The 21387-nt window shown below is 38.4% G+C and carries 21 protein-coding genes; 18 read left to right on the top strand and 3 right to left on the bottom strand.

The features are described 5' to 3' along the window. Positions 1-3 precede the first annotated feature (3 nt). The 16 genes from spoIIIAF to spo0A all read left to right on the top strand — a co-directional run bounded on the left by spoIIIAF (position 4) and on the right by spo0A (position 15649). Entirely contained in the window at positions 4-624 is a 621-nt protein-coding gene (gene spoIIIAF, locus ACFX4N_RS16815) for a stage III sporulation protein AF (protein ID WP_013059148.1), read from the top strand. Continuing rightward, complete coding sequence (gene spoIIIAG / locus ACFX4N_RS16810) at positions 621-1283, top strand: stage III sporulation protein AG (RefSeq protein ID WP_013084996.1); 663 nt, start codon at positions 621-623, stop codon at positions 1281-1283. The genes spoIIIAF and spoIIIAG overlap by 4 nt, the downstream gene beginning before the upstream one ends. A 7-nt stretch (positions 1284-1290) precedes the next feature. Continuing rightward, entirely contained in the window at positions 1291-1941 is a 651-nt protein-coding gene (locus tag ACFX4N_RS16805) for a SpoIIIAH-like family protein (protein WP_223268967.1), read from the top strand. A gap of 352 nt (positions 1942-2293) precedes the next feature. After that, positions 2294-2800: an acetyl-CoA carboxylase biotin carboxyl carrier protein gene (gene accB / locus ACFX4N_RS16800; RefSeq protein WP_013059145.1), complete on the top strand. Its 507-nt coding sequence runs from the start codon at positions 2294-2296 to the stop codon at positions 2798-2800. Positions 2801-2812: 12 nt separating this feature from the next. Next, on the top strand, positions 2813-4165 hold the full coding sequence (gene accC / locus ACFX4N_RS16795; RefSeq protein ID WP_057274018.1) for an acetyl-CoA carboxylase biotin carboxylase subunit: 1353 nt from the start codon (positions 2813-2815) through the stop codon (positions 4163-4165). 29 nt (positions 4166-4194) lie between these two features. Further along, positions 4195-4596: an Asp23/Gls24 family envelope stress response protein gene (locus ACFX4N_RS16790; RefSeq protein ID WP_013059143.1), complete on the top strand. Its 402-nt coding sequence runs from the start codon at positions 4195-4197 to the stop codon at positions 4594-4596. A 221-nt stretch (positions 4597-4817) separates the two neighbouring features. Next, complete coding sequence (nusB, locus tag ACFX4N_RS16785) at positions 4818-5210, top strand: transcription antitermination factor NusB (protein WP_013059142.1); 393 nt, start codon at positions 4818-4820, stop codon at positions 5208-5210. 84 nt (positions 5211-5294) lie between these two features. Then, on the top strand, positions 5295-6635 hold the full coding sequence (gene xseA / locus ACFX4N_RS16780; protein WP_057274017.1) for an exodeoxyribonuclease VII large subunit: 1341 nt from the start codon (positions 5295-5297) through the stop codon (positions 6633-6635). A gap of 3 nt (positions 6636-6638) precedes the next feature. Continuing rightward, entirely contained in the window at positions 6639-6872 is a 234-nt protein-coding gene (locus tag ACFX4N_RS16775; protein ID WP_013059140.1) for an exodeoxyribonuclease VII small subunit, read from the top strand. Beyond that, on the top strand, positions 6872-7768 hold the full coding sequence (locus ACFX4N_RS16770; RefSeq protein WP_098547617.1) for a polyprenyl synthetase family protein: 897 nt from the start codon (positions 6872-6874) through the stop codon (positions 7766-7768). The genes ACFX4N_RS16775 and ACFX4N_RS16770 overlap by 1 nt, the downstream gene beginning before the upstream one ends. 321 nt (positions 7769-8089) lie before the next feature. Beyond that, on the top strand, positions 8090-9991 hold the full coding sequence (gene dxs / locus ACFX4N_RS16765; RefSeq protein ID WP_013059138.1) for a 1-deoxy-D-xylulose-5-phosphate synthase: 1902 nt from the start codon (positions 8090-8092) through the stop codon (positions 9989-9991). Further along, a complete protein-coding gene (locus ACFX4N_RS16760) occupies positions 9988-10815 on the top strand; it encodes a TlyA family RNA methyltransferase (protein WP_057274014.1) in 828 nt (275 codons plus the stop codon). The genes dxs and ACFX4N_RS16760 overlap by 4 nt, the downstream gene beginning before the upstream one ends. 161 nt (positions 10816-10976) lie before the next feature. Then, positions 10977-11426 carry a transcriptional regulator AhrC/ArgR gene (gene ahrC, locus ACFX4N_RS16755; RefSeq protein ID WP_013059136.1) on the top strand — a complete coding sequence of 150 codons (450 nt, stop codon included), beginning with the start codon at positions 10977-10979 and terminating at the stop codon, positions 11424-11426. 16 nt (positions 11427-11442) lie between these two features. After that, positions 11443-13170, top strand: a complete 1728-nt coding sequence (gene recN, locus ACFX4N_RS16750; RefSeq protein ID WP_013059135.1) for a DNA repair protein RecN — start codon at positions 11443-11445, stop codon at positions 13168-13170. 182 nt (positions 13171-13352) lie between these two features. Continuing rightward, positions 13353-14633, top strand: a complete 1281-nt coding sequence (gene spoIVB, locus ACFX4N_RS16745) for a SpoIVB peptidase (protein WP_057274013.1) — start codon at positions 13353-13355, stop codon at positions 14631-14633. 227 nt (positions 14634-14860) lie between these two features. After that, positions 14861-15649 carry a sporulation transcription factor Spo0A gene (gene spo0A / locus ACFX4N_RS16740; protein WP_013084985.1) on the top strand — a complete coding sequence of 263 codons (789 nt, stop codon included), beginning with the start codon at positions 14861-14863 and terminating at the stop codon, positions 15647-15649. Between the two features lie 391 nt (positions 15650-16040). Here spo0A and ACFX4N_RS16735 read toward each other — a convergent pair whose 3' ends face one another. Then, positions 16041-17372, bottom strand: a complete 1332-nt coding sequence (locus ACFX4N_RS16735; protein ID WP_013059131.1) for a peptide MFS transporter — start codon at positions 17370-17372, stop codon at positions 16041-16043. 312 nt (positions 17373-17684) lie between these two features. After that, positions 17685-17837, bottom strand: coding sequence for a YycC family protein (locus ACFX4N_RS16730; protein WP_080564743.1), 153 nt, complete (start codon positions 17835-17837; stop codon positions 17685-17687). A gap of 124 nt (positions 17838-17961) precedes the next feature. On the opposite strand from ACFX4N_RS16730, the gene ACFX4N_RS16725 reads away from it, so the two are divergent. Further along, the gene (locus tag ACFX4N_RS16725; RefSeq protein ID WP_013059129.1) at positions 17962-18690 is read left to right on the top strand and encodes a glycerophosphodiester phosphodiesterase; all 729 of its coding nucleotides are present in this window, start codon (positions 17962-17964) and stop codon (positions 18688-18690) included. A gap of 12 nt (positions 18691-18702) precedes the next feature. Here ACFX4N_RS16725 and ACFX4N_RS16720 read toward each other — a convergent pair whose 3' ends face one another. Next, complete coding sequence (locus tag ACFX4N_RS16720; RefSeq protein WP_013059128.1) at positions 18703-18954, bottom strand: DUF2627 domain-containing protein; 252 nt, start codon at positions 18952-18954, stop codon at positions 18703-18705. A gap of 176 nt (positions 18955-19130) precedes the next feature. Here ACFX4N_RS16720 and ACFX4N_RS16715 point away from each other — a divergent pair, with 176 nt between their 5' ends. Next, positions 19131-21200 carry a sigma-54 interaction domain-containing protein gene (locus ACFX4N_RS16715; protein ID WP_013059127.1) on the top strand — a complete coding sequence of 690 codons (2070 nt, stop codon included), beginning with the start codon at positions 19131-19133 and terminating at the stop codon, positions 21198-21200. The last annotated feature ends 187 nt before the right edge of the window (positions 21201-21387 follow it).

The raw sequence follows: 21387 nt of genomic DNA, 5'->3' as shown, positions 1-21387 counted from the left end.
AAATTGCAGGCCTTAACGACGTGGATTACTAATATCGTTCTTTTTATCTTATTAGCTACCATTATTAATTTACTGTTGCCCAATTCTAGTTTTCAAAAATATACAAAGCTGGTGGTTGGACTTCTTTTAATGCTGATCATTATTACACCCGTTTTTCAAATTTTCAAAGTGGATGTTAATCAAATGCTGAAATCACTTAGCTTATCATCTATTCGATCTGATCAGCAGGTAGAAAATTCAATAGAAAATCAGAAAAAAGAAATACAAGCTTCACAACGTGCATATATTTTAGAACAAATGGCTGTCCAAATGGAGGCAGATGTAAAAGAGGAGTTGATGGATCAGTATGGTGTAGCAATTGATCGAATTCACATTGAAACAAAAAAGCCGAACGACGAACCTACCGCTGACAATATTAAATCCATTTCAGTTGCCGTAAGTAAAAAAGCATCGGATGATTCCGAGGTTGTTTCAGCTGTGAAAGTTATTTCTATTGATACCTCCACACCGATCGAAACAAACAAACCAACAGAATCCAAGAAATTATCCAACTATTTAGCAGCAAAATGGGATGTAAAACAAGGCCAAGTTGTTGTGAATATGGAGGAGGGAGACACGAAATGAGTCAAAAGCCAGAAAAAGGTGACCCATCATTTTTTCAGCGGTTCTTTTCACTTAAACAGTCATCAACTACGAAGAAACCTTCAAAGTTAATGTATATAGGCATTTTACTAGCTGCAGGCGTTATCTTTATGGTATTTAGCAACTCACTCACAACATCTATGAATTCAGGCGGATTATTAAAGAGTGCAAGCAAAGAAACCAGCGCACCACCGGTATCACAGGATGTTCCCGCTTTTAGCTCCAAAAAGACAACAACGATGACAGGTTATGAAGAGCGGTATGAGGAAGAATTGAAAGATATTTTGGATCAAGTTAGAGGCGTAAGTAAGGTAAAAGTAATTGTGAACCTAGATGCAACAGAATCCAAAATATATGAAAAAAACAGCGTCACAAAATCGCAAACGACCAACGAAACGGACCGTGAAGGAGGGACTCGTAAAGTTGAAGATTCCTCAACAGACGAACAGCTGGTCATTGTGAGAAGTGGAGAACAAGAAAAGCCTGTTGTAGTTAAAACCGAAAAGCCAAAAGTAAGAGGCGTGTTAGTTGTCGCTAAAGGAGCTGATAATATCGAGGTAAAGAAATCTATTATTGAAGCCGTGACAAGAGCGCTCGATATACCAAGTCATAGAGTAGCAGTGTTAGCGAAAAAAGGATGAGGGGGAAATGAATATGTTATTAAAAAAGCAAACGGTTTGGTTATTAACAATGTTAAGTTTAGTTGTTGTGTTATCGGTATATTATATGACAACGCCAGAAAATCCTCAGAGTAATGTTGCGCTAGTAGACAATGAAAAACAAAGCGAAAAGCAAGCTGATGACAAGGCTCCTGCAGAAGATACAAAACAACAAGCAGATGAGAAATCAGGAACAAAAGAAGATTCAAAAACTGAAGGCTCAGCAGAAGATGTAAAGAAGGAAACGGCTAAAAATGCAAAAGAATCAGCGGTTGTATCAAGCACAGATAGCGATGAGCTATTTACGGCGCTTCGTTTGGAATTAAATGATGAAAGAAGTCAATTAAAAGAAGAGTATCAAGAAGTAGCTGCATCAAAAAATGTGACGCCTGCGGAAGTAAGCAAGGCGATGGATAAAATTGATGAATTATCAAAGCTCGGGGAAAAAGAAGCCACGCTGGAAACATTAATTAAAGCAAAAGGATACAGTGACGCGCTAGTAAGAGCAGACGGAAAGCAAGTACAAATTACGGTTAAGACAGAAAAACACTCAAAAACAAAAGCAAATCAAATCATTCAGCTAGTCAAAAAAGAAATGGGTCCAAAAGAAGTAGCGGTAGAGTTTCAGCCAACTAAATAAAGGGAATAAAAGAAGTGTGAAACAGCCGTAAATTGGGGTTGTTTACACTTCTTTTTTTATGAAATGACTAAAATCTAAGCGATACGGTAAAAATTTTAACATGGCTTTCTTTTTTTACTTCGGTTATAATAGGTTTCATAATCTTATATTAGTACTAGGTGACAAATGTTTTCATAAGTGTTGTCATCTGTAAAGCTATGTTTCCATTTATAAAACGATAACGCTAAAAAGTTATTATAGAGTAAGTGGAACTTCTTTTTAATGTTTGCCAAACGAATTGAATGGCTGTAGCCATCTGTCGTATTATTAACATTGTAGAGAATTCTATTTTCATGAGGTAGGAGTGTTCAATATGTTAAAAATTCAAGAGATCCGTGAGATCATTAAGCTAGTTGATCAATCATCAATCGAGGAGTTCACCTATGAGCACGAAGGCTCCAAAATCAAGATGAAGAAAAAAGACGCAATTGTTTCCAAACAAGCGCAGCAAGTAGTGGTTTCGGCACCTGAACAAGCGGCAGCACCTGCACCGCAGGCAGCAGCGGCTCCAGCGCCAGCCCCAGCAGCACAGTCTGCTCAACCAAAAGAAGAACAAGCGGCCCCAGCGGTTGATGAAAGCTTACATAAAATTACATCTCCGATGGTAGGGACATTCTATGCGTCATCATCGCCAGAATCAGATGTATACGTGACTCCTGGAGATAAAGTACAAAAAGATTCGGTTGTATGTATCGTAGAAGCAATGAAATTATTTAATGAAATCGAAGCAGAAGTTAAAGGTGAAATCGTTGACGTATTAGTTGAAAATGGACAACTTGTAGAATACGGTCAACCTCTTTTCTTAGTAAAGCCTGAATAAGGAGCGGTAAATATGATTAAAAAGCTATTAATTGCGAATCGAGGAGAAATTGCGGTTCGAATTATTCGAGCGTGTAAAGAGTTAGGTGTAGAATCAGTAGCTGTTCATTCTCAAGCTGATCGCGATTCTTTGCATGTACAATTAGCAGACGAAGCGTATTGTATTGGACCAACGTCATCTAAAGACAGCTATTTAAACTTTACAAACATTATGAGCGTTGCGATGCTAACGGGCTGTGACGCCATTCACCCTGGATACGGCTTTTTAGCTGAAAACGCTGATTTTGCAGAGCTATGCAGAGAGTGTAACGTTACATTTGTAGGACCAAGTCCTGAAGCCATTAACAAAATGGGGACAAAAGACGTAGCGAGAGAAACGATGCGTGAAGCCGGTGTCCCAATTGTTCCTGGTTCAACTGGAATTGTAGAGTCAGTGGAAGACGGTATGTCGATCGCTAATGATATTGGCTATCCTGTTATTATTAAAGCAACGGCAGGAGGCGGAGGAAAAGGAATCCGCGTTGCGAAAAATGAACAAGAGCTTATTAAAGGTATTGCAATTACACAGCAAGAAGCTGCTACAGCTTTCGGTAACCCTGGTGTGTACATTGAAAAGTTCATTGAGGATTTCCGTCACGTTGAGATCCAAGTGTTGGCTGATTCTCATGGGAATACTGTACATTTAGGAGAGCGTGATTGCTCGATTCAACGCCGTCTTCAAAAATTAATTGAAGAAACGCCTTCTCCAGCATTAGACGAAAAAACGCGTGAATTAATGGGCGATGCTGCTGTTAAAGCCGCTCAAGCCGTTAATTACACAGGAGCCGGAACAGTGGAATTCATTTATGATTACCGTGAAAACAAATTTTACTTCATGGAAATGAATACGCGTATCCAAGTAGAACACCCTGTTACAGAGATGGTGACGGGAGTTGACTTAATTAAAGAACAAATCAAAGTGGCAAATGGTGAAACTTTACCGTTTACGCAAGAAGAAGTGGCATTTAACGGATGGGCAATTGAGTGCCGAATCAACGCAGAAAACCCAGAGAAAAACTTTATGCCATCACCAGGTACGATTCAAATGTACTTGCCGCCAGGTGGCTACGGAGTGCGCGTAGACTCTGCTGCATACCCGGGCTATGCAATCCCGCCTTACTATGATTCAATGGTGGCTAAATTGATTGTTCATGCGCCAACTCGTGAGGAAGCTATTGAACGAATGAAGCGCGCGTTAGATGAATTTGTTATCGACGGCGTTGCGACCACTATTCCTTTTCACCAAAAACTATTAAATCATGAAAAATTTGTTAGTGGTGAATTCAACACGAAGTTTCTTGAGCTATATGACGTAATGAATTCTTAGTATAATATAAACTATAGGAGGTGCTGTACATGAATGAAAATCATGTATTAGAAATGGAAGAACACCCAAATTCTCTTGGCAAAGTAGAAATTGCTCCTGAGGTTATTGAAGTCATTGCGGGTATTGCTGCTTCTGAAGTAGAAGGCGTTTCTGCAATGAGAGGAAATTTTGCAGCTGGCGTTGTGGAGAAACTAGGAAAGAAAAACCACGGTAAAGGTGTAAAAGTGGACTTAACAGAAAACGGGATAAAAGTAGACGTATTTTGTATGATGAAGTTTGGGGTGTCTATTCCAAACGTAGCGCAACAAGTACAAGATAACATTCGTCAAGCCCTTAAAAATATGACAGCTATTGATCTCGATGAAGTAAACATTCATATCGTAGGGATTCAGTTTGATACGCAAAAAACTGATATTGAAGAAGTTGAATAAAACAAACGTTTACCTAACGGCTGTTGCTAAAATGGAATAACGTATGATTACTTGTTCCTTTTCAACACAAGCTATGGTAAAGTGAAAAAGACTGTCTCGTCATAAAGACGGTCTTTTTCGTGTTCTACAAACTTCGTATAAGAACAATGAAGTATCGTTTCATAAACTATGCTATTATCTAGGTATACTAGTTGAAGAAGATAAATAAAGGAGCAAAAATAATGAAAAGACATACAGCACGCCAAAAAGCATTACAAGCACTATTTCAGCATGATTTAGGGCAGACCGAGCCAATGGAGGCAATCGGAAATGTTGTACAAAATGAAAAGTCTGATCAATTTTTAGAAAGTCTCGTGCTAGGTGTGGTTGAACATCAGCAAGAAATTGATGAACTTTTACGCAATCATTTAGAAAAATGGACGTTAGATCGTGTAGCCACTGTAGACCGCGTTATCCTACGTATTGCCGTATACGAAATGAAGTATGAAGAAGAAATTCCTACGAGCGTTACGTTAAATGAAGCGATTGAATTAGCGAAAACGTTTGGCGATGATCAATCAAGCAAGTTTATCAATGGCGTATTGTCTAAAGTGTTAACAACTTTATCTAAATAAAGGTTCATCTTGCCAAATCAAGTGACCAAAATGCTTCTCTCCTTTATATAAAGGGGAGAGGGTGACTGCAAAGGAGGCAAAATGATGAGTGAAGTGCGTTATCTAACCGTTACGGCTCTTACACGATACATTAAGCGCAAGTTTGATGTAGACCCTCACATGCAAGATGTATGGATTAAAGGAGAAATTTCTAACTTTAAACGTCATAGTCGGGGACATATGTATTTCACCTTGAAAGATCAAAATGCTCGTATCGCAGCCGTTATGTTTGCTGGGCATAACCGGCAGCTTAATTTTCAGCCTGAAGAAGGAATGAATGTACTCATTCGAGCTGAAATTTCGGTTTATGAACCAAGCGGAAATTATCAAATGTACGTAAAAGAAATGCAGCCTGACGGCGTTGGAAACTTATACTTGGCCTACGAACAGCTGAAAAAAAAGCTGGAAAAAGAAGGCTTATTTGATCCTGCTAGGAAACGAAAACTGCCGAAGTATCCAACAACAATAGGTGTTATTACATCTCCAACTGGAGCAGCCGTACGTGATATTATTACGACATTAAAGCGCAGATATAACGCGAACATTATTGTTATGCCCGCTCTTGTTCAAGGAGTGAATGCGGCACCGTCTATCATTAAGGCAATTGAAGAAGCAAACCGTCGTAAAGAAGCAGACGTATTAATTGTTGGCCGCGGTGGTGGGTCAATTGAAGAGCTTTGGGCTTTTAACGAAGAAAGCGTTGCTCGTGCAATTTTCACTTCTACTATTCCTGTTATTTCAGCGGTTGGACATGAAACCGATTTTACAATTGCAGATTTTGTAGCAGATCTTCGCGCTCCTACTCCAACGGGTGCTGCGGAATTGGCTGTACCTCATATCAGTGAAATTACAGAAAGGTTGACTCAGCGAGATATCCGTCTTCTTCGTTCGATGAAAGAAATGCTTCAGTCTAGTAGCCGCAGGCTTGAACGATCCCAGAAATCATATGCTTTTCGTTATCCTCAAAAGTTGGTCGAGCAAAAAGAGCAGCAGTTAGATCAGTTGATGGAGCGTTTTTATCGTGAAGGCAGAAGGTACATTGAACATAAACGGACGAACTACGAGCAATTAACAGCCGCTTTGTTGCGCAATCACCCCGAGCATCAGTTAACGAAAGCGGCGGAGCGTCAACAGCAGCTGACGAAAATGCTGACCAAAGAGATGCAGCAGCTGCTAAAGCAAAAACAGCTTTTATTTGCAACGGCAACGTCAAAATTACATACGCTTAGTCCATTAAAAACAATGGAAAGAGGCTACAGCTTAGTATACGATAAAGAAAAAGAGTTAATTAAATCAACCAAACAAGTATCCAAAGGCGATGTGGTAAACGTTCGTTTGACCGATGGACAGTTGCAGTGTGAAGTTTCGAAAATAGAGGAGCGATGAAAAATGGCGACAAATAAAGAGTATACGTTTGAAGAGGCGATGGAGCAGTTAGAAACCATCGTAAACAAGCTAGAAGAAGGCGACGTGCCTTTAGAAGAAGCAATTCAACAATTCCAAGAAGGAATGACTCTTTCAAAATTCTGTCACGATCGTCTTCAGCATATTGAAAAGCAAATGGAAACTATTTTACGTGAAGACGGAACGCTTGAGCCATTCTCGGTACAGGAGGAAGAGTGATGGTGAATGAAATGAATTTAAAAGAGTATATTTCTTTTACAAAAGATCGAGTAGAAACACGCTTGCCTGAAGTGGTAAAAGCATTACATGCTCCGGTTAACTTAAAGGAATCCATGCTTTACTCCCTTACTGCAGGAGGAAAGCGACTTCGCCCAGTGCTGTTGTTTGCAACGCTACATGCGTTTGGAAAAGACGAGAGCATGGGATTAGAAACAGCATGTGCAGTGGAAATGATTCATACATATTCTCTCATTCACGATGATTTACCTAGCATGGATGATGACGACTTAAGAAGAGGTAAACCAACGAATCACAAGGTGTACGGCGAAGCAACGGCTATATTAGCTGGAGATGCTCTTTTAACAAATAGCTTTCAGCTCATTTCTGAAGCGGCAGATCCTGAGATTACATCACATATGAAGCTTCAGCTCATTACAGAACTGGTAAAAGCAAGCGGAACAGAAGGTATGATCAGCGGACAGGTTGCGGATATGGAAGGGGAAAAAAAGCAGCTCACGCTAGACGAGCTTGAATATATTCACCTTCACAAAACGGGGAAGCTGCTAGGGTTTTGTGTAAAAGCAGGAGCTATTCTTGCAAAAGCTACGCCTCTACAGCAAGAATTATTAGAAGAATTCAGTAAGCATGTAGGGTTAGCGTTTCAAATTCAAGATGATATCTTGGATGTGGAAGGGTCTGAAGAAAAATTAGGAAAGCCAATTGGCAGTGATACAGAAAATGAAAAAACGACATATCCTTCTTTGTTAGGTATGGAAGCGGCCAAAGAAAAGTTACAGTATCATGTTGAACAAGCACTTCTCTCGTTACGTCAAGCTCAAATTAAGCACGGATTACTAGAAGAAATTTGTTTATATATAGCAAAACGTGATAGTTAATGACGATTTCTGTCAGGTTTTTTTGAGTGATACAGTAAAATAAGATTGAGTCCCAATAGGGGCTATGCTATAATAATTTTACTACTGTATAAAAGCGTAGTGCATAGGTTTGAAAGACATATACAATATCTTGGTGGCCGTTATCACATTTGTGTTAGCGGCTATTTTTTCACTGTTTTCCTTTGAATATCACTGGTTTACTGATAGAATATCAAAGGTATTGTAAGTAATAAGGAAATACTAAAAATTGACTATACGTATAAAACAATAGACAATGTATTAAGGTAACTTTATAACAAGTACGAAAGTGAGTGATCCACCTTGGATCTTACAACGATAAAAAATCCTGAGTTTTTAAAGAAAATGTCAGTAACACAATTAGAAGAACTAAGTGAAGAGATTCGTCGTTTTTTAATTACAAAGCTTTCTGCAACTGGTGGTCATATAGGGCCGAATTTGGGGGTTGTTGAGTTAACGCTTGCACTCCATAAAGTGTTCGACAGCCCAAAAGATAAATTTTTATGGGACGTCGGGCATCAGTCGTATGTCCATAAAATTTTAACAGGAAGAGCGGGAGAGTTTGATACAATCCGTCAATATAAAGGATTATGCGGTTTTCCAAAGCGTGACGAAAGTGAGCATGACGTATGGGAAACGGGACATAGTTCTACATCTCTTTCAGCCGCAATGGGAATGGCTGCTGCAAGAGATTTGCAAAAAACAAAAGCTCATATTGTTCCTATCATTGGTGACGGAGCTTTAACAGGTGGTATGGCTCTTGAAGCGCTTAACCACATCGGGCACGAGCAAACGGATATGACCGTTATTTTAAATGACAATGAAATGTCTATCGCTCCTAACGTGGGGGCTGTACACAGTATTCTAGGACGTTTGCGCACGGCAGGCAAATACAACTGGGTAAAAGATGAGCTTGAAGTCTTGCTGAAAAAAGTGCCTGCAGTAGGCGGTAAGCTTGCGGCAACGGCAGAACGTGTAAAAGATGGCCTAAAGTATATGGTCGTGTCAGGCATGTTCTTTGAAGACCTTGGCTTTACGTATTTAGGCCCGGTTGATGGCCATAGCTATGATGATTTATTGGAAACGTTACAATATGCAAAGAAAACAAAAGGTCCGGTACTGATTCACGTTATTACGAAAAAAGGGAAAGGGTACTTGCCGGCGGAAAGCGATAAAAGCGGAGCATGGCATGGTACAGGCCCTTACAAAATTGAGTCCGGTGACTTTATTAAAGACAAAAATGTTCCGATTGCTTGGAGTAAACTAGTAAGTGATACGGTATTGAAGATGGCTAGGGAAGATGATCGCATTGTAGCCGTAACGCCAGCAATGCCTGTGGGTTCAAAACTCGAAGCATTTCAAAAAGAGTTTCCGCATCGCATGTTTGATGTTGGGATTGCAGAGCAGCATGCAACAACAATGGCAGCGGGTCTTGCAACTCAAAATATGAAGCCCTTTTTAGCTATTTATTCTACGTTTTTACAGCGTGCATACGATCAAGTGGTTCATGATATTTGCCGTCAGAAGCTAAATGTATTTATTGGGATTGATCGCGCTGGACTAGTAGGTGCTGATGGTGAAACGCATCAAGGCGTGTTTGATATTGCATTCTTACGTCATTTGCCTAACCTTGTTATTATGATGCCAAAAGACGAGAATGAAGGCCAGCACATGGTTCACACTGCTTTGACTTATGAAGAAGGTCCGATTGCTATGCGCTATGCTAGAGGAAACGGATTAGGTGTTGAACTAGATTCAGAACTGAAAAACATTCCGATCGGTACATGGGACGTATTAAAAGAAGGTTCAGATACAACCATTTTAACGTTTGGTACAACGATTTCAATGGCGATGGATGCAGCAGCAGAACTTGAGAAGCAAGGAATCAGCGTCAAAGTGGTAAATGCTCGTTTTATTAAACCGCTGGATGAAAAAATGCTTCATGAGATTTTCCAAACTAGTAAGCCTGTGATTACGGTAGAAGAAGCGGTACTTCAAGGCGGTTTTGGAAGCGCGGTGTTAGAGTTTGCATCAGAGCACGGCTATTATGATACGCGCGTTGAACGTATGGGGATTCCAGATCGCTTTATCGAGCACGGCAGCGTAACAAAACTTTTAGAAGAAATTGGCTTAACCAAAGAAGAGATTATAAATCGAGTTAAAAAACTCGTAACACCAACACAAAAGAGGCTTGAAGTTAAGTGACAAAAAAAGAACGAGTAGATGTATTATTAGTAGAACGAGGTTTGATTGAAACAAGAGAAAAAGCAAAGCGTACAGTGATGGCAGGACTTGTCTATGCGAATGAAGTCCGTTTGGATAAGCCGGGAGAGAAAATTGAACGCGATACGCCGCTGACAATTAAAGGTGCAGTGATGCCTTACGTCAGCAGAGGCGGCTTTAAGCTTGAAAAAGCGATTAAAGAATTTAATGTCCATGTAGCGGATAAAATCATGATTGATATTGGTTCTTCTACTGGAGGCTTTACTGATTGTGCGCTTCAAAATGGAGCGAAGATGTCCTATGCGCTAGACGTAGGCTATAATCAGCTAGCTTGGAAGCTTCGTCAAGATGAACGAGTAGAAGTAATGGAACGAACAAATTTCCGTTATGTGACGCCAGCTGATTTATCAAGAGGCTTGCCTGAATTCGCTTCTATTGATGTATCATTTATTTCCTTAAGACTCATTCTTCCTGTGTTAAAAAAACTTCTTGTTCCACACAGCGATGTTGTTGCGCTCGTTAAGCCACAGTTTGAGGCTGGAAGAGAGCAAGTTGGGAAAAAAGGAATCGTGCGTGATTCAAAAGTGCATGAAGAAGTTCTTCAAGGCATGGTGGATTTCTCGCTTCGTCAAGGATACGATGTATATAACATGTCGTATTCACCGATAACGGGAGGAGATGGAAATATCGAATTTCTTCTCCACCTGCGCTGGAAAGGCGAGCGTGAACTTGGTAAAAATCAAGCTCCGCTTACTGTGCGTGAAGTAGTCGAAGAAGCACATAAGACGTTAAAAGAGAAAAAGTAATAATGGCCAATGTTAAGCAAAGACTTAGCATTGGCGATTTGATTATGACTCTTTATACAAAAGGTGCATAATCAAGTTGAACACATTATGATACTTAATTAGTGAAAGACTTATAAACAACAAAACAAAAAGAAGATTACATATTAATGTGAGGTGCCAACATGAATAAAGGGCAAAGACATATTAAAATTCGTGATATTATCACGAATAATGATATTGAAACACAGGATGAATTGGTAGATATTTTAAAAAACCAAGGTTTTAATGTAACACAGGCAACAATTTCTCGTGATATTAAAGAACTGCACTTAGTCAAAGTGCCTTTGATGGATGGTCGATACAAATACAGCTTGCCTGCAGATCAGCGTTTTAATCCCTTACAAAAGTTAAAGCGCTCTCTTATGGACGCATTTGTAAAAATTGATTCAGCTGGGCATATGTTGGTGATGAAAACATTACCGGGAAATGCAAATGCGATTGGCGCATTAATTGATCATTTGGACTGGGATGAAATATTAGGAACAATTTGTGGAGACGATACATGTTTGATTATTTGCCGTACTCCTGAAGATACGCAAATTATATCAGACCGATTCTTAGAAATGTTATAAAGGTGAGTGAAGCAGGTTGTTAGCTGAATTATCCATTAAAAACTTTGCGATTATTGATGAACTTTCTGTTTCATTTGAAAAAGGCTTAACGGTATTAACAGGCGAAACAGGAGCGGGGAAATCGATTATTATTGATGCCATTTCATTGTTAGTAGGTGGAAGAGGCTCTTCCGAGTTTGTACGCCACGGAACAGACAGAGCCGAAATTGAAGGACTTTTCTTATTTGATGAAGAACAGCATCCGAGTCACGAAAAAGCCAAACAAGTCGGTTTGGAAGTGGAAGATGGAATGATTGTGCTTCGCCGAGATATCACTACAAATGGGAAAAGTATTTGCCGCATCAACGGTAAGCTCGTAACGTTAGCTATCCTACGTGAAGTCGGACAGACGTTAATTGATATACATGGACAGCACGAGCACCAAGATTTAATGAATCAAGATCGTCACTTAACTCTTCTTGATCAATATGGAGGAGAAAAAGTAGAAGAGGCTTTGACGGAGTATCGAGAGGTATTTTCTAGGTATACATCGCTAAAAAAGCAGCTCGATCAATTAACTGAAAATGAACAGCAGATGGCACATCGCCTCGATCTTATTCAATTTCAATTAGATGAAATCAAAGCGGCAAATTTGCAGCTGAACGAAGACGAGGAACTAAATGAAGAGCGTTTGAAGATTTCTAACTTTGAAAAGATCTATACGTCGCTAAACGATGCGTACAATGCGCTGCACGGTGAACATCAAGGTTTAGATTGGGTAGGCGTAGCAATGAATCATACGGAGGATATTTCGTCACTGGAAAAAAACTATGCCGAAATTTCTGAGATCATTTCATCGAGCTTCTATCAGCTAGAAGACGCATCTTATAAAATTCGTCAGCAGCTTGATTTATTAGAATTTGATCCCAAACGCTTAGACTTTATTGAAGCGCGTTTAAATGAAATTAATCACTTAAAGCGTAAATATGGTCAAAGTGTAGATGAAATTCTAGAATATGCAGCGCAAATTGAAGATGAAATTGATCGTATTGAAAATCGAGATACGCATGTGAGCAAGATCAAAGAACAGTTAAACAGTGTAGCACAGGATTTATTAGTAGAAGCTAATAACGTTTCAGCTATTCGAAAAAAACTTGCTCAAGAGTTAACGGACAGCATCCATCATGAGCTTCAAGAACTGTATATGGCTAAGACCGTATTTCAAATTAAATTCTCTGTTGTAAATGCAGGTAAAAATGACGTTGAATTAAATGGAGAAAGAATAAAATTCACCAAAGACGGCATTGACAACGTAGAATTTTATATTTCTACCAATCCTGGTGAACCTTTAAAGCCTCTTGCAAAAGTAGCATCAGGAGGAGAACTGTCAAGAATTATGCTGGCGTTAAAGAGCATCTTCTCTAAGCATCAAGGCGTGACGTCCATTATCTTTGATGAAGTTGATACAGGCGTAAGTGGAAGAGTAGCTCAATCGATCGGTGAAAAAATACATGCTATTTCTGTTGATTCACAAGTTCTCTGTATATCTCATCTGCCTCAGGTAGCAGCGATGGCAGATACTCATCTCTTTATTGCTAAAGAGATAAAAGGTGATCGTACAACGACATCTGTTCTTCCATTAACTCTTGATGAAAAAGTAAAAGAAATTGGTCGAATGATTGCAGGAGCTGAAATTACAAGCTTAACGAAGGAACATGCCAAAGAGCTTTTAGATTTAGCGGATAAGATGAAGCACACCATTTAAAAAAACACCTTTTAACACGTAACAGTATGTGTTAAAGGTGTTTTTTTATACAAAATGGAGGAACTGAAAATGTTTCCTTGCACTTCTTTTCATTTTTCTCTGAACTTCTGTTATAAATGCGCTCTAAGAAGGCTAAATTAAATGTGTAGCCATTTAGGCGAGGAAGCGAGGAGAGTGAAAACATGCAAAATCGATACAGACATATAATTGGTGCGATTCTCCTTGTTTCGTTCATCTTTGTAGGATTTATTCCAGTTGTGCAACAATATATACACATTCCAAAACAAATCGTCTTATTTGAACAGCAAAAAGAAAAAATTAATACGACATTACCGCTTAGCGTAGAAGCTTCATCACCTGTTTACGATGTAACAAGTAACAAGGCGAAGCTGACTGTAGCAGGCAAACAGGTAGGCAAAGAAGAGTTGATGCTTCATTTGGCCGGTATTCCTGTAAAGCGTGTAAACGTGCAGGTATTATCTGATTTTAAAGTCATTCCAGGTGGACAATCAATCGGTGTGAAATTAAATTCAAAAGGTGTTCTTGTTGTAGGCTATCATCAGGTAGATACAGCAAAAGGTAAAAGATCTCCTGGCGAAATTGCGGGTATTCAAGTTGGAGATATGATTACGAAGATTAATGGTAAAACCATTGAAAAAATGAGTGATATTACACCGTTTATTCAGCAGGCAGGAAAAACGGGTGAACCATTAAATCTGCATATTTTAAGAGAAAAAAAGCAGTTTGACACTAAGCTGTATCCGTTAAAAGATAAGCAAGATTATGCGTACAGAATCGGTTTATACATCCGTGATTCAGCTGCAGGAATTGGCACAATGACTTTTTATGATCCAAAATCTAAAAAATACGGCGCTTTAGGCCACGTTATTTCGGATATGGATACAAAAAAGCCAATCGTAGTAGGAGATGGACAAATTGTCCGTTCGACCGTTACATCAATTGAAAAAGGTTCTAACGGCGTTCCCGGTGAAAAGCTAGCAAGGTTTTCTGAAGATAGACAAATCATTGGAAATATTACACGAAATAGTCCTTTTGGTATTTTTGGAAAATTGTCTTCAACGATGGAAAACGGAATAATGGATAAAGCAATGCCAATTGCCCTATCTCATCAAGTAAAAGAAGGACCGGCTAAAATTCTAACGGTAGTAGATGATGATCAAGTGGAAGAATTTGATATTGAAATTATGAGTACTATACCTCAAAAGTTTCCGGCTACTAAAGGAATGGTTATTAAAATTACAGATCCTAAATTGCTAAAGAAAACAGGTGGAATTGTTCAAGGAATGAGCGGGAGCCCGATTATTCAAAACGGTAAAGTCGTTGGAGCGGTTACCCATGTTTTTGTAAATGATCCTACCTCGGGTTATGGTGTCCATATTGAATGGATGCTTAACGAAGCAGGAATTGATATTTATAAAAATAATCGAAAAAAAGCGAGCTAATGTTGTCATTAGTTCGCTTTTTTTGATAAAAATTATTGTCGTAAATGTACGAGAAAAACGTCGAAAAACAAAGAAAATAAGAGAAAACCGAATAAATTCCATTTAAAAGACTTTTTTCTAAAAAAATAAAGGAAATAATGTTGCATTGTCGAATTTGTCCTTTAGAATAAAGAATAGAGACACGTAGGAAACGACGTATAACATAAAGGACTGAGGAGGAAGCTGCATTGAAAAAAATTAAAGTATGCTTGGTTGATGATAATCGGGAACTAATTGGTTTGCTTGAAGATTATATTTCAGAGCAAGAAGACATGGAAGTAATCGGAGTAGCTTACAATGGACAAGAGTGTTTATCCATTTTAAAAGATAAAGATCCGGATGTTCTTGTATTAGACATTATTATGCCGCATCTAGATGGATTAGCAGTTTTAGGTCAGTTAAAAGAAATGAAAAAAGAAAATTATCCAAATGTCATTATGCTAACAGCATTTGGTCAAGAAGACGTAACGAAAAAAGCGGTGGATTTAGGAGCTGCTTATTTTATTCTAAAACCGTTTGATATGGAAAACTTAGTGAATCATATTCGTCAAGTTAGCGGACAAACATCTTCATTTATGCAACGTTCATCTTCTTCCATGCGTTCACATCGCGACAGCAAACCAGCAAATTTAGATGCAAGCATTACGAGCATCATTCACGAAATTGGTGTACCTGCTCATATCAAAGGCTATTTGTATTTGAGAGAAGCCATTTCAATGGTATATAAGGATATTGAGCTGCTTGGGTCGATTACAAAAGTACTGTATCCTGATATTGCAAAAAAATATAATACAACGGCAAGCCGCGTTGAGCGCGCCATTCGTCATGCCATTGAAGTAGCATGGAGCCGAGGAAACATTGATTCCATTTCTTCATTATTCGGATATACTGTCAGCATGTCAAAAGCGAAGCCGACAAATAGTGAATTTATCGCCATGGTTGCGGATAAATTACGCCTTGAACATAAAGCGAGTTGAAAGGGATAGGACTGCTGGAATTACGGGGTTTTGAGTGAGCTGATACCTTTTGTAATACAGAGTACATGCCGATAAACTTTTGGAATTTACACTAGATAGTAAACTGAAAACCAATAAACTTTCTACTGCAGGGCCGATGAATTTTAATCATTCATTGGTCTTTTTATTTTGTTGTAAGAGGTGAAAATATTGAGGTTAATGGAACGTGCATCTTGTTTTTCTTCATATCCATAGTGGTGTATTTTATTGAAATAATTTATTTAATTGTTATGAGGGTTTTGTACTTGAAAAAAGATTTAGAAGATGCATTAAAAAATTTATCTCCATATTTTAAATGGGATATGGATGAGTAAATTATAAAAAAAGCAGCCTTCAGAAAAGGCTGCTTTTTTTAATCCATTAATTTAGCAATCGGTTTTGAAAGGAACAGAACAATAATTCCAAGTACAATTGTTACAGCTCCGATTAAGCTGAAGATATCGAAATAACCTAAAGACTGTGTATAAGATGCAAGAACACCCGCTAGCTTATTAGCGACAGCAGAGCTTGCCATCCATACGCCCATTAAAAGAGAAGCAAGCTTTAATGGAGCTAGTCTACTTACCATAGACAACCCTACTGGCGAAATCATAAGCTCAGCTAGCGTGTGCAGGAAGTAAGTGAAAATCATGAACAGGATATTTACTTTTAAAGCTGGATCATTACCAGTATACATAACGGCCGGAATTAAAATTAAGAATCCTAATCCGACTGTTACAAGTCCCATACCCATTTTTGTTGGCGTTTTGAAATCACCGCGTTTTGAATTTCCTAGCTTGTACCAAACTAGTGACATAATTGGTGCTAAAATCATGATAAACAGCGGATTCAATGATTGGAACCACTCTGTTGGAACCGTGAAACTACCTATTTGACGATTAATTTGATCTTGAGCATATAGCGTTAAAGAACTTCCAGCCTGTTCAAAAGCTGTCCAGAAAGCAATAACAACGAAGGCTAGAATAACGATAGCAACCGTTCTTTTCTTTTCTCGTACTGTCAGCGGAGCAGTTGATGTTTGAGATGCCGCTGCGTGAACTTTTCCTGTAGGCTCTTTCCCGATATCACCTAAGTAGCGATTAGCCAGTAGGTTAAATAAAATTTGTCCAACAACCATTCCAATAGCTGCTGTTAAAAATCCGTATTTGTAACTCATTAATCCAACAACTAACGGTGCGAAAAATGCACCAAAGTTAATACCCATATAAAAAATGGTAAAAGCACCGTCACGGCGAGGATCATTTTCTTCATACAGATCTCCGACCAATGTGGAGATATTTGGTTTGAAAAATCCGTTTCCGATAATTAATAAAGCAAGTCCGATATACAAAGCGGCTACACTTTGATGAATGAAGATGGAAAAATTCCCAAGTGCCATAATCACACCACCGATAGTGATGGCTAACCTTCTTCCGAGGAAGCGGTCTGTTAAATATCCGCCAATCATTGGCGTAATGTAAACAGCACTAGTGAATGTTCCATATAAGCTCAGTGCAGTTGCTTTATCTACCCCGAGTCCACCTTGAGCAGCGGTAGCAGTTAAATAAAGAACCAGAATGGCTCTCATTCCATAATAACTAAACCTTTCCCATGCCTCAGTAGCGAATAATAAGTACAGTCCAGGAGGATGTTTTTTCCTAGACCCATTTGGCTGCTGATTTTCGTGTTGTACAGCTGCTTGCATAATGAAGTCCCCCTAAATTTTTCTCATACTATTTAATTCTTTTTTTTGAATTGATCAAAAAATCAGAATATAAGTACTGGAATAAATATAATGTATTTTTATTTTAGTAGAAAAACAATAATTTCGTCAATGAAATTATATGGAAAAATCAAAAAATAATTAAATATACACAAAAAAGTATTAAATTACTTATTTAAAAGCATTTTTAAAAATACATTTATATTATTAAATATTCTAATATATGTTATGGGGAATGAAGTGAGAAGGTAATACTATTTTTGGAAATGAAAATTCGAAAGAAAAAAGGATCTGTTATTCAGATCCTTTTTTATCTTCGTCCGCATTTAATTCAGCAAGTTTCTGCAGCAAAATATGCTGAGGCATATGCATTAATTGCTCGAGGGGGATATTTAATTGTTCCGCTAATTTTACGGCTGTATCCGGTGAAATTTGCAGTGGTCTCATACACAACGACCTCCTTTTGCATATAAAGTAATGAAAGTAAAAAAGTATAAACAGTAAATTCGTGCTTTCACTATTAAGTAATGCTAAAGTTAATAATAAGTGATAATAGAGGAGTTGAGCAAGTATGTTTGTAATAGGTCATCGCGGCGCAGCTGGAACGTTTCCTGAAAATACGATGATTTCCTTCAAAGAAGCAGCGAGAGTTGGAGCACACGGAATTGAACTTGATGTTCATATGACAAAGGATGGAGAACTTGCTGTAATTCATGATGAAAAAGTAGATCGAACGACGAATGGAAAAGGGTATGTAAAAGATTTTACGTATCAAGATTTACAAAAATTAGATGCGAGCTATAAGTTCAAAAAAAAGTATGGAGTATGTAAAATCCCCACGTTAAATGAAGTAATGGAGTGGGCTTTAAGTGAAGGAATTAGCGTAAATATTGAGTTGAAAAACAATATATTTGACTATCCATACTTGGAAATGAAAGTCTTGGATTTAATTTATTTATACAAGATGAAGGATCGAACGATGATTTCATCTTTTAATCATAACAGCTTAGCCCGAATTGGTTCTCTGGATTCTACGATTGAAACAGCTATTTTATATTCTTATCCGATGTATGAGCCTTGGGTATATGCGCAGCATCTTGGCGCAAAAGCTCTTCACCCTAATCAACGTACCGTTAATGAAGTAAATGTAGCCGCTTCAAAAGATTGTCAAATTCCAGTGCGACCTTACACAGTAAATGATGTAAAAGTAGCTGAGCAGCTTCGAAAATATGGATGTGAATCCGTTATTACCGATTATCCAGAAAAAATGGTGAAGCAATTTGGAGGGCGCTTTTCGTAAAAAAACATCGCATTAATGCGATGTTTTTTTATCTTTTTGAAATCTGTTTTGAACTTTGTTTCGCTTGCGGTCTCTGTGCAGAATAAAGCCAGCAACAAATCCAAGGCCGATTAAAAATAATAGAAGACCGACTGAAAATTGCAAAAATAAAGAAGGGAACGGGGATTGCAGGATGCCAAAAATCATATCTCTCATAAGTTTAATGCCATAGCCAGCGAGTATACCAGGAATAAGTAAGATTAGCAGTGCGATAATTCGAACCATAACTGCTCCTTTCTCTTCTCTTTTTTTAAAATGAATGCGTTTACATTAACAAACCGTTATACTTGAATCATAAAAGAACTAAATAAATTGTCAAGAGCGTTTCTTTTTTTATATGATAGGTATATGCAATATTTTGCACGGAATATGTACATATTAAGTAGAAAAGGTGAAAAAATATGCAAAATGTGTTGATTGTTGGAGGAGGAAAAGGCGGATTAGCTATTCTGAAAATCTTGTTGGAAACAGAATTTATGAAAGTGATTGGTGTAGTAGACGTACGAGCTAACGCGCCGGCTGTTTTGCATGCGCAAGAACAAGATATTTCAACCGGAATGAATTGGGAGCCTTATATGACAAAGCAGCTCGATGTCATTGTTGAAACAACAGGTAAACAAGGCGTCTTTCAACAATTGCAAAGAAGCAAACCCGCTGATGCACTGGTAGTGCCGGGATTGGTTGCTGAAATTATGGCCAATCTGATGGAGGAAAAAGAAGAGTTAATTCAGCGGTTAAAGCAAGAATCGTATAAATATGATCTTATTTTTAACGCGGCTCATGATGCGATGGTCGTGATTGATAGGAATGGATATATTACGCTATTTAATCAAAGTGCTGAGCGTTTGACGAACTTTTCACACAGAGATGTAATTGGTAAGCATCTTCATAAAGTCATTCCAAATAGTAAACTTGTTGATGTTCTTCATACAAAAACGATTGATCAAAATAGTGAATTTGTGTTAGATAGCGGACGCAAGGTAATTACGACTAGAATACCAATACTCGACGAGAATGGAGAGCTGTTTGGGGCCTTTTCGATTTTTAAAGATATTACGGACGTTGTCGGATTGGCAGAAGAAGTTACGAACTTAAAAGAAGTACAAACTATGCTTCAAGCTATTATTCAATCTTCTGAAGAAGCTATTTCGGTTGTGGATGAAGAAGGAAGAGGGATTTTAATTAATCCTGCTTATACGAGAATTACGGGTTTAAAAAAGACGGATATTATTGGTCAGCCCGCGACTGCCGATATCTCTGAAGGAGACAGTATGCACATGAAGGTGCTGCAAACAAGGCGTCCTGTTCGAGGTGTAAGGATGAGGCTCGGTCCGAGTAAAAGAGACGTAGTTGTGAATGTTGCACCCGTTATTGTTGATGGAAAATTAAAAGGCAGCGTTGGCGTTATTCATGATATGTCTGAAATTCAAGAGCTTACAAATGAACTCAAAAGAGCGCGTCAAATTATCCGAACGCTTGAAGCGAAATATTCATTTGCTGATATCATTGGTCAATCTGAAGAGTTTCAGTTAGCAATTGAGCAGGCTAGACTTGCTGCTAAAACACCAGCTACTGTTTTGCTTAGAGGTGAATCTGGGACGGGTAAAGAGTTGTTTGCACATGCTATTCATAATGCGAGCAGCCGAAAGTTTAATAAATTTGTCCGGATTAACTGTGCTGCGCTTTCTGAGTCTTTGCTTGAAAGTGAACTTTTTGGGTACGAAGAAGGAGCTTTTTCCGGGGCAAAAAGAGGCGGGAAACGCGGCGTTTTTGAAGAAGCCAATAACGGTAGCATCTTTTTAGATGAAATCGGGGAGCTCTCAGCTCATATGCAGGCTAAGCTGCTTCGGGTTCTTCAAGAAAAAGAGCTTATTCGCGTTGGAGGAACGACTCCTATTCCGGTGAATGTTCGCGTTATTGCAGCTACGAATGTGAATTTAGAAAAAGGAATGGCTGATGGAAGCATCAGACAGGACTTGTATTATCGGCTAAACAAAATTCCGATTCACATACCTCCACTTCGGAAGAGAAAAGAGGATATTGGTGCGCTTGTTACACACTTAATTACAAAAATTAATCAAGATTACGGCCGACATGTTGAAGGAGTAACAGAGCGGGCTTTACAGTCATTAAGATCATACGACTGGCCAGGAAATGTCAGAGAGCTTGAAAACATATTAGGTAGAGCGATTATTTATATGCACTATACAGAAACAATGATTGATTCTGTTCATCTCCCTTCACTTGAAGGCAAGGGCAATAAAGAAAAAAATCAGGTGAATGAAGAGGTAATGTTCGAAGGGAAGACTTTAGCGCACATGATGGAAAATTACGAAGCGGAACTTATTCAAAAAGTGCTGCTTGCAAACGAGTATAACCGAACGAAAACAGCAAAACAGCTTAATATTTCCCTGCGTTCTTTGTATTATAAGTTGGAAAAATACAATCTTGCAAATAACAGCATGCAATAAAATGCATGGTGTGCAATTTATTGCATATAAATAAAGAGGTATTCTTTTTTTCTATTTGTTGTTAGAATCAATAAAAAATTTTTTTTGTGCGTAAGAACGGATATAAGCAGCTATATTATGTAATATATGCAGAGGATGGCACAAATCTTGCATGTATTTTAGGTGACTGCATAAACGCGCAGTATGC

It is taken from the genome of Priestia sp. YIM B13551 (assembly GCF_042787905.1).
Classification (GTDB): Bacteria; Bacillota; Bacilli; order Bacillales; family Bacillaceae_H; genus Priestia.
Note: the sequence above shows the minus strand (reverse complement) of the source record. Positions and strands in the feature narration are given on the sequence as shown.